Source organism: Raineya sp., from assembly GCF_053497555.1.
The window spans coordinates 1-13,477 of the sequence record NZ_JBRCWE010000079.1; the positions used below are offsets into that span (position 1 = coordinate 1).

The following is a 13,477-nucleotide window of genomic DNA, read 5'->3' on the forward strand; positions in this document are numbered from 1 at the left end:
CTATTAGATACTTTTTAAGGGACGACTAACTAATTTTTTCTAAAATCCTTGCGGGGCGGTACATCAAGCCGTAGCCTCAGCACTTTGAGTTTCTTGGCTGTACGCTTCCACAGGAATACAACTGCAAACAAGGTTTCTATCGCCATAGGCACTATCTATACGACTTACAGAAGGCCAGAATTTTGCTTTTTTCACAAAAGGCAATGGATAAACCGCTTTTTCACGTGAATAAGTATAGCTCCAGGTATCAGCCAAAGCAACAGAGGCAGTGTGAGGAGCATTTTTCAAGACATTATTTTTGGAATCATACTTGCCCTGTTCAATTTCACGAATTTCGTTGCGAATGGCAATCATCGCATCACAGAAGCGGTCAAGTTCGGCTTTGCTTTCGCTTTCGGTGGGTTCAACCATTAGCGTACCTGCCACAGGGAAAGAAAGCGTAGGAGCGTGAAAGCCATAATCCATAAGGCGTTTGGCAATATCTTCGGCTTCAACCCCAAAAGCCTTGAAAGGACGACAATCTAAAATCATTTCGTGGGCGGCTCTACCATTTTTTCCCGAATACAGCACCTCGTAATGCCCTTTGAGGCGTTCTTTGATGTAGTTAGCGTTCAAAATCGCCATTTGTGTTGCTCTTGTAAGTCCTTCTGCCCCCATCATAGCAATATAAGCATAAGAAATGGCTAAAATAGAAGCACTACCAAAGGGTGCCGCCGAAACCGCTCCATTGCTACCCTCTTTTTGAGAAATGGTGAAATGCTTTGCCATAAAAGGAGCTAAATGGGCTTTCATACAAATAGGTCCCATACCCGGACCGCCTCCGCCGTGAGGAATGGTAAAGGTTTTGTGCAAATTCAAATGGCAAACATCTGCCCCAATGGCGGCAGGCGAGGTAAGCCCCACTTGGGCATTCATATTCGCTCCGTCCATATACACCTGTCCGCCAAAGCTATGAATTATCTCACAAATTTCTTGGATACTCTCCTCAAAAACGCCGTGGGTAGAAGGGTAAGTTACCATTAGGCAAGAAAGGTTCTCTTTGTGCTGTTCGGCTTTGGCTCTAAGGTCTGCAATATCAATATTTCCGCTCTCGTCTGTTTTTACGACAACTACCTGCATACCTGCCATTACTGCCGAAGCAGGATTAGTGCCGTGAGCCGAAGCAGGAATGAGAGCTACGTTTCTGTGTCCTTCGCCCCTGCTTTCGTGGTAAGCCCGAATCACCATTAGCCCTGCATACTCGCCTTGGGCACCCGAATTGGGTTGCATACTTACAGCATCAAAGCCTGTAATTTCAGCCAGCCAAGCCGAAAGCGTATCAATCATTTCTTGATAGCCCAAAGCCTGCTCCTGCGGTGCAAAAGGGTGAATTTTACCCAATTCTGCCCAAGTTACAGGTATCATTTCGGTAGTTGCGTTGAGCTTCATTGTACAACTACCCAAAGAAATCATTGAATGTACCAAAGAAAGGTCTTTGCTTTCCAATTGCTTCATATACCGAAGCATCTCGTGTTCGGTATGGTAGCTATTGAAAACAGGGTGTCTCAGGTAAGATGTTTTACGGATAAGATTTTCGGGCAGAGCAAGCGTGATATTTTCTACCAAGTTTTTATCCAAAACTATATTTTTGCCTTCGGCACTTGCCAAAATCGCAATGATTTGCTCTACATCAGCCAGTGTCGTGGTTTCGTTCAGAGCTATTCCAATGTGGTTATCGGCAAAATAGCGGAAATTTACTTCTTGTTTTTCAGCTTCTCTGCGGATAGCTTCTTTGTTTTGCACCCTAATTTTGAGCGTATCGAAATGATTTTGATTGATAACTTCCAGACCAGCTTTTTGTAAGGAAAGTTTGAGCAGTTCGGTAAGTCCGAAAGTTCTTTCCGCAATTAGTTTGAGCCCCTTGGGTCCGTGATAAACGGCGTACATTCCTGCCATTACGGCAAGTAAAACCTGAGCCGTACAGATGTTGGAAGTTGCCTTTTCACGGCGAATGTGTTGCTCGCGAGTCTGCAAAGCCATACGATAGGCTTTGTTGCCTTGGGCATCTACGGAAACACCGATAATTCTGCCCGGTATATTTCGCTTGTATTCGTCTTTGGTTGCAAAGAATGCGGCGTGAGGTCCGCCATAGCCCATTGGTACGCCAAAGCGTTGAGAGCTACCTACTACTACATCTGCACCCATTTCGCCGGGCGATTTGAGCAGTGTAAGAGCAAGCAAATCCGTAGCAACGGCTACCATTACATTTTGCTCTTTGGCGGAAGCGATAAAATGCGTGTAGTCATAGACTTCGCCGTTTTGGTCGGGATATTGCAAAAGCACCGCATACAAATCGGGACGCGTAAGGTCTAAATTCAAGACATCTCCTACCTCAATTCGGATATTGAGGGGGGTGGCTCGGGTATAAAGTACATCAAGGGTTTGAGGAAATACATCTTTGGAAACAAAGAAAGTATTGGCGTTTTTCTTTTCATTTTTGCGTTGAGCCAGTAGCATAGTCATTGCCTCGGCGGCGGCAGTGGCTTCATCGAGCAAAGAAGCATTGGCAATTTCCATTCCTGTAAGGTCTATGACCATTGTTTGGAAATTGATGAGAGCCTCCAAACGACCTTGAGCGATTTCAGCTTGGTAAGGTGTGTAAGCAGTGTACCAAGCAGGATTTTCTAAAATATTTCGTAGTATCACGGTAGGCGTATGGGTATCATAATAGCCCATTCCGATATAAGACTTGAAAATTTTATTTTTTTGAGCTATTTTTTTGAAATGAGCTAAAAATTCAGACTCCGATAGAGCTTGGGGAAGTTGTAAAGGTTTTTTGAGGCGAATAGAGGCAGGAACCGTTTGCTCTACTAGTTCCTCTAATGAATTTACTCCAACGGCTTGAAGCATCGCCACAAAGTCATCACCAAAATAGCCGTGATGGCGATTTTCAAATTTTTCGGTTTGCAGGATATTGATTTTCATTGCTTTGAAAAGAGTTCTTGATGTTTCTTGCAAAAAAATGTTTGGCAAAGATACAAAAAATTTTGGGTTTGATATTTTTCACTTGAAAAAACATCAAAACCCGTAAAATTTTGATAAGAACGAAGTTTTCTACTTTTTTTCAAACCAATGGAATACCATTCTTACGCCTGCACTTACCCAAAGGGGCAAGATTTCGTCCCCAGCAATACCTTTGCCTATGGTAGCATCTATTTGCAAATCATCGCTAAAAAAGTGTCTGAAACCTACCTGAAAAGAAGTCCCTGAACCTGGCACGTAAGGGTCGCCTGAAAACATTTCCCCTACCAAATGAAAGCCGCCATAAGTTTTGATTTGTGTTCCAATGCCCCAAGTATTGAGCCATTGATGCTCTCCTGCAACGTGCAAGTAATTGAAGCCTACGTTCCCGTGAAAAAGAAATTTATCGCCTTCTCCCAAACTCTGCGTAATGGTCAGAAAGCCAAAAGTGCCATAACCGGGTGGTTTGAAAGAACCTTGCCCGTGAGGCAAAAAAGTACCCAATACCAAACCAAAACCGGGCATTTGATTGGGCTTGTACTCTTTGAGTAAAAATTTGGCTTGAATGAGTGGCAAAGCATAAGCAAAACCACGTTCAGGCTCAAAGTCAGCCCCTTTCACCCAACCTGTTGTCAGTTCTAACCAAGGGGTAGGTCCGTAGGCGGCAAGTACCCACCATTGTAAGTTGGCTTTATCCAAACGCCCCCAAGTTTCAATCTGAAACAATTGGTTTCCTACCACACGGGCATCATCTGTGATAAAAGGACGCACTTCAGGTTTTAAGAGGCATTCAGGTTTGGCAAATAAATACGAGAGTGTGCTACTTTTCTGTATGGTATCTTTGGTAGGTTCTGCCCCTGCATACAATATACCCAAACAAAACAAAAGTTGCAAGAAGTTTTTTTGCATAGCTGTTTTGAATTTCTACTCAAGTATAAACTATTCAAAAGAAATTATGAAAAACTCTTTAAAGTTTATTTTTAGCTGTTGGCTCTAAAATTGTAATGTTGGTGAGTAGTTCTTTGCGTTTCTTACGCTGTGCCGACATATACGTCATCAGGGGATAAGAAAATACCGCAAGCAAAATAATGCTCGCCCCCAAATAAAAATTAGCAGACATTTTTTCCTTTTCCCCAAAAATCACAAAAGCCAGCAAAATACCATAGACAGGTTCCAAATTTACCGTCAGATTTACTGCAAAAACCGAAAATTTTTTCATTAGTTTCACGCCCATCGGGTAGGCAAAAACCGTACAAACCAGAGCCAAAATGCCAATCCATAGCCATTCCCAATCCGTAGGATAAAGTTTGAGGCTTTCCAAACCTACCGCCCCCCAAATAAGTGAAAATAGTGTAATGGTCAGAAAAGCACCTATCATTTCGTAAAAAGTAATCGTAAATTGGTCGTAGCGGCGAATAAATTTGGAATTGAAAACACTGAATACTGCCCCTGCCAATGCCGAAAGCATACCTAATACAAAGCCTTCGGCGTAGTCAAATTCAGCACTAAACACCTGAAAAATACCTGCAAAAGTAACAATTCCCAGAAAAATCTGAACGGTTCGGAATTTTCGTTTGTAAAAAAGAGGCTCCAAGAGGCTAGTCCAAAAGGTAGTGGTAGCAAGCCCTACCAAGCATATAGAAACATTAGAAACCCGCGAAGCTCCAAAAAAAAGTAGCCAATGCACAGCAATAATGCCCCCTGTTCCAAGTATTTTCCAAAAATCTCTTGTGGGCAGTTGTATAGGCTTTTTTGCCCACCAAAACCACACTCCAAAAGCCAAGGAAGTAATGAGCGTTCTGTAAAAAACAACCATCAGCGAGCTTAAAGATACCAATCGTTTATCGCCTAAAATAGCCGTAAAGCCCCAGATAAGTACAATCAGGTGCAAAAGAAAATAATCTTTGAGCGTGGGTTTTTGCATAAAAGCTAATTTGAAACTTCCGAGATTTTTTGTTTTGAGATAATTTGCGTTTTCAGTCTAAAAGTCGTTTGCCAATCTTTCAAAAATTCTCCTGTAACAATTCTTTTTAGTTTTTCATCATTGAGTATCATTATTCGGTACATTATCCAACCTAAAAGGACAAAGATTGTATTGGGTAGCCAAACTGCCACCAAAGGGGGCATTGTGCCACTGGTGGCTATGGCTTTGGTGGCTAAAATATAAAAAAGAATATACACAAAAGCCAGCACAAAACCCGATGCAATTTGAGCTCCCACACCTCTACGATTTTTTCGTGAAGCCATTAACACCCCAAAAAAAGTGAGTATTATCACGGCAAAAGGATAAGTATAGCGGGCATATTTTTCCGTTATGTACAAATCTACTCCTTCCGAACCACGCTGACGAAGCAGAGCAATGTATGCGTCCAATTCATCAAAAGTTAACTTTTCCTGAAATAAATGCTTATCTGCAAAGTCTTCGGGATTGATATTCAGGGTAGTATCCACAGGGGTATTATGAAAAACGAGCTCTTCCTCTTCTCCATTAAATTTACGCAAAACGTATCTATCCAAACGCCACTTACGTTTGGTGGTATCCCAAGCAATGGTAGGGGCTTCTAATTTTTCTAAAAGTTTATTCCCCTGAATTTTCTCCAAAGTAAAACGGTATCCCACTTGCGAATAACTTTGATAGTCTTGCATATACGCATATACGTTAGGGGCTATGCCTATGTGTAAGTTGCGATAGGCTTTGATGTCTTTTCCTTTGATATGTTCTATATCAAAATTCACTCGCACCTTGTTGGCATTGGGAATAATCCAACCTGTAAGAACAAAAGTAATCGCCGCAAAAATGGTAGAAGCCAGCAAAAAAGGTCTGAAAAATCGCCAAAAAGTAACACCTGCACTCAAAATGGCAACTACTTCGGTACGAGAAGCCATTTGAGCCGTAACAAATACCGCCGCAATGAAAATCAGCAGGGGGCTAACCAAATTGATGAGGTAAGGAATATAATTGAAATAAAACTGCGTGATGATTTCCACCCAAGTAGGCTTCATTTTGCGGAAATACTCAATTTTTTCCACAATATCAATGATAAGCACTACCATTACAAAAATCAGAATAACAAAAAAGAAAGTTTTTACAAACTTTCTGAACACATACCAATCCAGAATTTTCATAGCCAACAAGGAAGGTCAGGAAATTGCAAGCAAAAATTTTGCCGTTTTTTGTTTGTTGCTACAAAGAAAAGAAATTGCTTCAATCTTGGGAAAAGATTTGAAAAGAATATTTTTGCCTAAAAGCCTACTAATCTACTCTTGGCTGATAGCGTTCTTCTTGCCTTTGGGAACGCTGTTGGGTAGTTTCCTGCTTTTTAGCCTTTTGAGGCTCTTTTTGGGGGGCTGTGGCTGTCCGATTTTCTACAAGTTTCATAGTGATCATTTTTAGAGTTGATGTTCCTTGATTTGTCTTGAAAGTTCTTGTACTAACTCCACTTGTCTTTTCAGCTCTTTGCGAAGCAAAGCCACTACCAAATTTTCTTGCGGATTTGCCTCTAACCAACGTATCGCAAAATCTTTGCCAAAGTTTTGTTTATGCTTCTGAATAATACTTTCAAAGGCATTTTGCAGTTTATTTTCCCTACAAGTTTGGAATTTTTCCATAGAAAAAGGTTTTGTTTTACTTTAGCAAAGTAATTGTTCTACTCCGTAAATTTTTTGTGGAGCAAAAAAGTTTTTGAAAAAAACTCTTGTAAAAAACCAAGAAAAATTTTGGTTTTTTTGAGGCTTTTTGTAGTTTGGCATAGCAAAAAATACTAAAACTTACCAAACTATGTCCATCAAAGTACGCCGCGAAGATGCTCTTGATTATCACGCCAAAGGCAAACCAGGGAAAATAGAAGTAGTACCTACCAAATCGCTCATTTCACAAATTGATTTAGCTTTGGCTTACTCGCCCGGTGTGGCAGAGCCTTGCAAAGAAATCGCCCAGAAAGTAGAAGAAGTGTATAAATACACCGCCAAAGGCAATTTGGTAGCTGTTATTTCCAATGGTACGGCTGTTTTGGGTTTAGGCGATATTGGTGCAGAAGCCTCCAAACCTGTAATGGAAGGGAAAGGAGTGCTTTTTAAGAAATTTGCAGGAATTGATGTGTTTGATATTGAAATCAATGAAAAAGACCCCAAAAAGTTCATTGAAATTGTCAAATCACTTGAACCCACTTTTGGAGGTATCAATTTGGAAGATATCAAAGCCCCCGAATGTTTTGAAATAGAAACTCGCCTGCGAGAAGAAATGAACATTCCTATAATGCACGATGACCAGCACGGAACGGCTATCGTTACTGCGGCGGCATTGCTGGGTGCCGTAGAACTTGTAGGTAAGAAACTTTCGGAAATAAAAGTGGTTGTCAATGGAGCAGGTGCTTCGGCTATTTCTTGTACCAAATTGTATGTGGCTATTGGTGTAAAAAAAGAAAATATCGTAATGCTGGATAGCAAAGGAGTTATCCGTAAAGGCAGAGAAGGTTTAGATGCCACCAAAGCCGAATTTGCTACTGATAGAGACCTTAATACTTTGGAAGAGGCTATGAAAGGAGCAGATATGTTTTTAGGACTTTCCAAAGGCAATGTAGTAACTCCCGAAATGCTTCTTTCTATGGCAGAAAAGCCCATAGTTTTTGCCTGTGCCAACCCCGACCCCGAAATTGCTTACGATTTGGCTATCAAAACCCGCCCTGATGTAATTATGGCAACGGGACGCTCCGACCACCCCAACCAAGTCAATAATGTACTTGGATTTCCGTATATTTTCAGAGGTGCTTTGGACGTAAGAGCTACCAAAATAAACGAGGAAATGAAACTCGCCGCCGTTTATGCCATTGCCGAACTTGCCAAACAGCCTGTTCCTGAAATGGTTAAAAAAGCCTACAACAAAAACGATTTGAAATTCGGTAAAGACTACATCTTGCCCAAACCCATAGACCCTCGTCTTATTACTACCATTGCTCCTGCGGTTGCCAAAGCCGCTATGGAGTCGGGAGTAGCTCGCCAACCCATTACCGATTGGGAAGTCTACAAACAACAACTCTCCGAAAAACTTGGCATTGACCAAAAACTGATGAATGGCATCATTCAAAAAGCCAAGATGTATCCCAAAAGGGTAGTTTTTGCCGAAGGCGACCACCATAAAATTCTCAAAGCTGCCCGCATTGTAGCCGATGAAGGCATCGCTATTCCTATTTTGCTCGGCAATCAAAAAGAAATTGAAGAAGTTGCAGAAAAACATTCTATTGACCTCAATGGCTTCACTATCATAGACCCCCAAGAACACGAAGATAGAATTTTGGATTTTGCAGAAATAATGTACAACAAACGCCAACGCAAAGGTATGACCCGCTACGAGGCTCAAAAACTGATGCGTGAGCGACACTACTTCGGCTCTATGCTCGTAGAACTTGGTGAAGCTGATGCTTTCATTTCGGGTATGAGCCGAGATTTTGTAAAAGCGGTTCGCCCTGCTTTGCGTGTAATTGGAGGCAGAGCCAATGAACTGGTAGCGGGAATGGGCATTGTTATTAACAAAGGTAGAACCCTATTTTTTGCAGATATTGCTGTAAATGAACGCCCTTCGGTAGAAGAACTTGTGGAAATTGTTGGGCTGGTAAAGCGAGGGGTAGAGTTTTTCGGTTTTGAGCCTCATATTGCTTTGGGTTCCTATTCCAATTTTGGAGCGGCACAGGGAGAAATCCCCAGCAAAATGCAGGAGGTGCTTGCCATTTGTAAAAAACGCTACCCCGATTTAATCATAGATGGTGAAATTCAGCCTCATATCGCCCTAAACCCCGATTTTCTCAAAGAAGTATATCCGTTCAGTATTTTGGCAGAAAAAGAGTGCAATACCATTGTGTTTCCGGGAATTTCATCAGGTAATATCTCTTTTAGCCTTTTGCAGGAAGTAGGCAATTGCGATACGATTGGACCTATATTATTGGGTATGAACAAACCTGTTCATATCTTGCAACTGGGTAGCTCGGTAAGCGAAATTGTAAATGTAATTGCCATTGCCGTTGTAGATGCCCAACAACACGGATAAAATTGTGTTTTTTCTTACTTTGTCAAAAAAAATCCAAGAAAAAAGACTATTTTTGCTGAAAATGTGTTATTAAACAAACGCTTTATTCAATTGTATGGAAACCAAAGTCATCAACAAAGCGGTAAATCTTACCCAAACCACTGCCGTAGATTTCAAGGAGGTAGAAGATATGCTTAAAAATGGGTGGCAAATCAAAGAAACCCATTCCAACGTAGAACTTGTAGCTGATAAGCATATTCTCTACATTACCTTCACTTTTGTAAAATCTTAAACAAAAGTGGTAAGATAACTCAACTTGCCTAAGTAAGCTAAATAAAAAACTTACTTAGGTATTTTTTTGCTTTCTTGCAAAAAAAAACTACTTTTAATCTCGCAAAAGTTTTCACCTTTCAAGGCAATGCTTTATCGGATAGCTCTAATACTCTTTTTGTGGAACAGCCTCACGTATGCTCAAAAGCCTGCTATCCCCAAAATCGTTGATTCTACTTGGAATGTAATACAAAAAAATATTTTCACCAAAGATATAGCCTATCAACTCAACGATTTTTTGGTGGATAACTCTGACCCAAGTATTAGTAAAGAAATTGCCATAGCAATCAGCTCACGATTAGAAGAACAAGCCCAATCAGACACCAATTCCATAAAATATTACATTTCTTACCTAAACTACTTGGCGTATTGGTATCTGAAAAACGATAGCAATCTGCTCATTGCAGAAAAATATTTGGATAAAGTTTTCCAAGTTACTGCCAAACACAACAAAACCTGCCAATATTATACCTTATTAGGTATCTTGCCCGATATACTTTCAGGGAGAAAGCAAGATTTTGATATTATTGAAACTTTGCTCAAGTTTTCCCTCAAAAAAGTAGAAAAATACAACTGCTATCCGGCTTTGGTATTTTTTGAAACTAATTTAGCCATATACACCGGACAGCGAAAAGGGGATTTTAAGCAAAGTCTTAAACATTTTTTAAGAGCTAACCAACTCGTAGAAGCTCACCCTAATCAGGTATCTATTGGGCAAATTATTGAGCTCTACGATATTTTGGGAAGTATTTTTTATAGAAGTTCCAATTACGAAAAAGCTATCTTGTATTGGGGAAAATTAGAAAAAATCCTTGCAGAAAAATTTGCTAAAAACGAACAATACCATTACCCATACGCCCGAATTCTGAACAATATCGGACTGATGTATTTTCGTCAGGAAAAATATGACGAGGCTATGCCTTATTACCTGAAAGCTATTGAAGTTGCCAAAAAAGAAAAGTTAGATTTTTGGGTGAGCTTGCCCAAAGGGAATATCGGAGATATACTCCTAAAAAAAGGCTATGTAGATAGCTCCTACACGTACTTTCAAGAATACCTGAACAATGCCTACAAACACCAAGATTGGAGCATAGTAGTAGCAGGACATAACAAAATAGCAAACTATTATCTGAAAAAAGGCAACCTTCGCAAAGCCCAAGAAAATGCTTTCAAGGCAGATAGTATTCTCAATGCACGAAACAAAGATATTTTCATTCTCAACCCTATTCTCATCAACATTTCTCGCAGAAATATTTTGCAAACTCAAGCAGAACTTTTTGAGAAAACAGGAAAATATGCCGAAGCTCTTAAAATGCAAAAAGAATTCATACACCTTTCCGACTCAATCAATAAAGTAACAAATACCCAACAAGTAGCAATGCTCAATGCCGAATTTGAAGTGCAAAAAGAAGAGCTAGAAAACGACAAACTCAAAAAAGAAATCAAACAGAGAGAGTTGTTTTTGGTTATTTCTGCTATCATTTCCCTTATCAGTGTTGTTTTAGGGATTGTTACCCTTCTGAGCAGGCTCAAAATTCAGAAACAAACTGCCTTGCTACAAGAAAAAAATGAAGAAATTTTAGCTATCAATGAAGCCCTGGCTATCAAAAACCAAGACGTAATGGATAGTATTTTGTATGCAGAGCGTATTCAGAAAACTTTTTTGCCTTATGAAAATCGCTTAAAAAAGGCTTTGCAAAACTATTTCATTCTTTACAAGCCCAAAGATATAGTCAGTGGAGATTTTTATTATGTTACCCAGCAAAATCAAGCTACTATTATTGTTTTAGGCGACTGCACAGGACACGGCGTTCCCGGTGCCCTAATGAGCATTATGGCTGTTACGCTTTTAGACCAAATCATTTTTGACAAGCATATTCACGAACCTGCCCAAATTCTACAAGAGCTTGATAAAAGTGTTATCAAATTCTTGCATCAGCAAGAAACCCACAACCACGATGGAATGGATATTTCCATTTGCGTTTGGTATCCCGCTACTCGCAAACTTGTTATCGGAGGAGCTAAAACTTTCATTCTGATAAGCTCGCAGGAAAATTTGGAAGAAATCCGAACTGACCGCTACAACATTGGAGGTTACAATACACACATTGAAAAAATCTTTACACAGCAAGAAAGAATTTTAGCTCCTTCTACCCTCGTTTATCTGTTTTCCGATGGCTATATTGACCAATTTAATTCAGAACATCGAAAAATTGGTAAAAGACGCTTCATTGAACTCATTGCCGAAAATATGCACAAGCCCCTCCAAGAACAGCAAAAAATTCTTTCGGATTTTGTAGAAACTTGGAGAGGCGGCGAGGAACAAATTGATGATATTGCCGTAATGGGTGTTTTACTTTGAAAAAACCGCTTCTCTTTCTGCAAAGCACTGATTGAGCAAACTGATTGCCTTGCGAAAATACTGCCTTTCTACTACCACCTGAATATTCACTTGACGTAAAGCACAACCCACACTCAGAATATTGATAGCATTTTCGGCAAGCACTTGGGCTGTACGAGCCAAAATGCCCGGCTGGTGAATATTAGTACCTACCAAGCACACCAAAGCCGCTTCTTGTATAGTTACAGCTTCGTATTTGTTCTGCAAAGCCTCTAATAGCTCCTTTTTGGCATCTTTTTCCCAAATTACCATTGAAATACTATTGGCACTCGTAGTCTTGAAAATATAACTTACGCTATGCTTTTCAAGCTCTTGCATTATACGCAAATCGTAGCCTACCGAGCCTACCATTAGCGGGTCGTGAATATCTAAAATCATTACTTTATCCGAGCCTGTAATAATTTCCACACGACTTTCAGGACATACATAGTTTTTAGTAATCAGCGTACCTTCGTGAGTAGGCTCAAAGGTGTTTTTGATACGCAAATTGATGCCATTTATTTCCAAAGGTTTTGAGGCTTTGGGGTGAATAGCCTCCATTCCTACATCAGCGAGTTGGTCAGCTACATCATAGTTGGTCATTCCTACGGGGCGGCAGTTTTCAACGCCTACAATATTGGGGTCGGCAGAAGAAAGATGATATTCTTTGTGGATAATGGCTTCATCGGCTTTTACAAGCACTGCTACTTTGCTAAAAGTAACTTCGGAATAACCTCTGTCAAATTCTCTCATAATACCTTCTATACCCTTGGCATAGCCCGTAACAATGCAAATGGTCTGATTAAAATCTATGCCTGCCAGGTATTTTCTAATACGCTCATCAATCGTTAGCGGCTCGGAATCGTGAAAGCCGCTCAAATCTATAAGTGTAGCTTTATAGCCTTTGTTTTGTAAAATATTGACAGCATTAAAAGCTGAATGGCTCTCTCCGATAGAAGCTAATATTTCTCTTGCCGCCTGATAAATGTTTTCTTGCGGCAAATAGCCCGAAGCCAAAACATCTGCCAAACTCTCCAAATACTTTTGAGCATCACTGATACGCTTCTGAATAAAATCATTGGCTACTGCTACCTCTAATCCTAAATGTTGGTAGGTAGCATTCATTTCTTGCAGTTTCAAACTCAGTTCCTCTAATTTTTGAGCATAATTCTGCTTTTTTACAAAAAAATGATAGATACCTGCCTCTTTGGTTTTCTTATCTTCCAGCAGCCAATTGGTTACCCCCGAATATGCCGAAACTACATAAATTCGGTTGTAGATACGATTGGGATTAAAAAGAATGATGTTTTGCAAAACTTCGCCAAAAGCGGACATAGACGTTCCGCCGATTTTTTCCACAGTAAGCATAAATTTTTTAATTTAGGTTGAAGGAATTGCCGTAAAAATAAAGATTTTTCGTCCTATTTATGTTCAAAATTTGGCTCTTTTTGGTTTTTTGCTTCCATTCTAAAAATTACAATTTTTCAGCAAAACGTTACAAGCTACCTTTTCATTGTCTAATCTTCTCAAAAAGTGATACTTTGATTTTCAAAACTCATTTCAAATACCCAAAAAAGCCACTTTTTTTTTCAAAGTAACCTTTTAAGACATAGAATTTGACTTCAAAAATGAAAGTGAGTTGCAAGGCTTTTTCAGAAAAACTTTATTTATCAAAGTTAATTTTATCGGCTTAAAAAGCAAAATTTTTCAAAAAAAAGTGCCTCAATTTTGCATACTAAAACTTTTAA

Annotated in this window: 10 protein-coding genes; 3 read left to right on the plus strand and 7 right to left on the minus strand. The window is 39.8% G+C overall.

Annotated features, from left to right (window positions below):
- Positions 1-63: 63 nt before the first annotated feature.
- The 6 genes from gcvP to ACWITO_RS10560 all read right to left on the minus strand — a co-directional run bounded on the left by gcvP (position 64) and on the right by ACWITO_RS10560 (position 6,609).
- Positions 64-2,964, minus strand: a complete 2,901-nt coding sequence (gene gcvP, locus ACWITO_RS10535) for an aminomethyl-transferring glycine dehydrogenase (RefSeq protein WP_448529954.1) — start codon at positions 2,962-2,964, stop codon at positions 64-66.
- 129 nt (positions 2,965-3,093) lie between these two features.
- Positions 3,094-3,909, minus strand: a complete 816-nt coding sequence (locus ACWITO_RS10540) for a hypothetical protein (RefSeq protein WP_448529955.1) — start codon at positions 3,907-3,909, stop codon at positions 3,094-3,096.
- A 58-nt stretch (positions 3,910-3,967) separates the two neighbouring features.
- A complete protein-coding gene (locus ACWITO_RS10545) occupies positions 3,968-4,924 on the minus strand; it encodes a DMT family transporter (RefSeq protein WP_448529956.1) in 957 nt (318 codons plus the stop codon).
- Positions 4,925-4,929: 5 nt separating this feature from the next.
- Positions 4,930-6,126: an LptF/LptG family permease gene (locus ACWITO_RS10550; protein WP_448529957.1), complete on the minus strand. Its 1,197-nt coding sequence runs from the start codon at positions 6,124-6,126 to the stop codon at positions 4,930-4,932.
- A 127-nt stretch (positions 6,127-6,253) separates the two neighbouring features.
- Entirely contained in the window at positions 6,254-6,379 is a 126-nt protein-coding gene (locus ACWITO_RS10555) for a hypothetical protein (RefSeq protein ID WP_448529958.1), read from the minus strand.
- Between the two features lie 11 nt (positions 6,380-6,390).
- The gene (locus tag ACWITO_RS10560) at positions 6,391-6,609 is read right to left on the minus strand and encodes a hypothetical protein (RefSeq protein ID WP_448529959.1); all 219 of its coding nucleotides are present in this window, start codon (positions 6,607-6,609) and stop codon (positions 6,391-6,393) included.
- 169 nt (positions 6,610-6,778) lie between these two features.
- Here ACWITO_RS10560 and ACWITO_RS10565 point away from each other — a divergent pair, with 169 nt between their 5' ends.
- The 3 genes from ACWITO_RS10565 to ACWITO_RS10575 all read left to right on the plus strand — a co-directional run bounded on the left by ACWITO_RS10565 (position 6,779) and on the right by ACWITO_RS10575 (position 11,711).
- Positions 6,779-9,040 carry an NADP-dependent malic enzyme gene (locus tag ACWITO_RS10565; RefSeq protein ID WP_448529960.1) on the plus strand — a complete coding sequence of 754 codons (2,262 nt, stop codon included), beginning with the start codon at positions 6,779-6,781 and terminating at the stop codon, positions 9,038-9,040.
- Positions 9,041-9,134: 94 nt separating this feature from the next.
- Positions 9,135-9,311 carry a hypothetical protein gene (locus tag ACWITO_RS10570; protein ID WP_448529961.1) on the plus strand — a complete coding sequence of 59 codons (177 nt, stop codon included), beginning with the start codon at positions 9,135-9,137 and terminating at the stop codon, positions 9,309-9,311.
- Between the two features lie 126 nt (positions 9,312-9,437).
- On the plus strand, positions 9,438-11,711 hold the full coding sequence (locus tag ACWITO_RS10575) for a SpoIIE family protein phosphatase (protein WP_448529962.1): 2,274 nt from the start codon (positions 9,438-9,440) through the stop codon (positions 11,709-11,711).
- Here the strand turns inward: ACWITO_RS10575 and ACWITO_RS10580 are convergent.
- On the minus strand, positions 11,703-13,097 hold the full coding sequence (locus tag ACWITO_RS10580) for an aspartate kinase (protein WP_448529963.1): 1,395 nt from the start codon (positions 13,095-13,097) through the stop codon (positions 11,703-11,705). The genes ACWITO_RS10575 and ACWITO_RS10580 overlap by 9 nt on opposite strands.
- Between the last annotated feature and the right edge of the window lie 380 nt (positions 13,098-13,477).

Coding starts and splice junctions, on each gene's coding strand:
- gcvP (WP_448529954.1), bottom strand. CDS start 2,964: ATGAAAATCAATATCCTGCAAACCGAAAAATTTGAAAATCGCCATCAC.
- ACWITO_RS10540 (WP_448529955.1), bottom strand. CDS start 3,909: ATGCAAAAAAACTTCTTGCAACTTTTGTTTTGTTTGGGTATATTGTAT.
- ACWITO_RS10545 (WP_448529956.1), bottom strand. CDS start 4,924: ATGCAAAAACCCACGCTCAAAGATTATTTTCTTTTGCACCTGATTGTA.
- ACWITO_RS10550 (WP_448529957.1), bottom strand. CDS start 6,126: ATGAAAATTCTGGATTGGTATGTGTTCAGAAAGTTTGTAAAAACTTTC.
- ACWITO_RS10555 (WP_448529958.1), bottom strand. CDS start 6,379: ATGAAACTTGTAGAAAATCGGACAGCCACAGCCCCCCAAAAAGAGCCT.
- ACWITO_RS10560 (WP_448529959.1), bottom strand. CDS start 6,609: ATGGAAAAATTCCAAACTTGTAGGGAAAATAAACTGCAAAATGCCTTT.
- ACWITO_RS10565 (WP_448529960.1), top strand. CDS start 6,779: ATGTCCATCAAAGTACGCCGCGAAGATGCTCTTGATTATCACGCCAAA.
- ACWITO_RS10570 (WP_448529961.1), top strand. CDS start 9,135: ATGGAAACCAAAGTCATCAACAAAGCGGTAAATCTTACCCAAACCACT.
- ACWITO_RS10575 (WP_448529962.1), top strand. CDS start 9,438: ATGCTTTATCGGATAGCTCTAATACTCTTTTTGTGGAACAGCCTCACG.
- ACWITO_RS10580 (WP_448529963.1), bottom strand. CDS start 13,097: ATGCTTACTGTGGAAAAAATCGGCGGAACGTCTATGTCCGCTTTTGGC.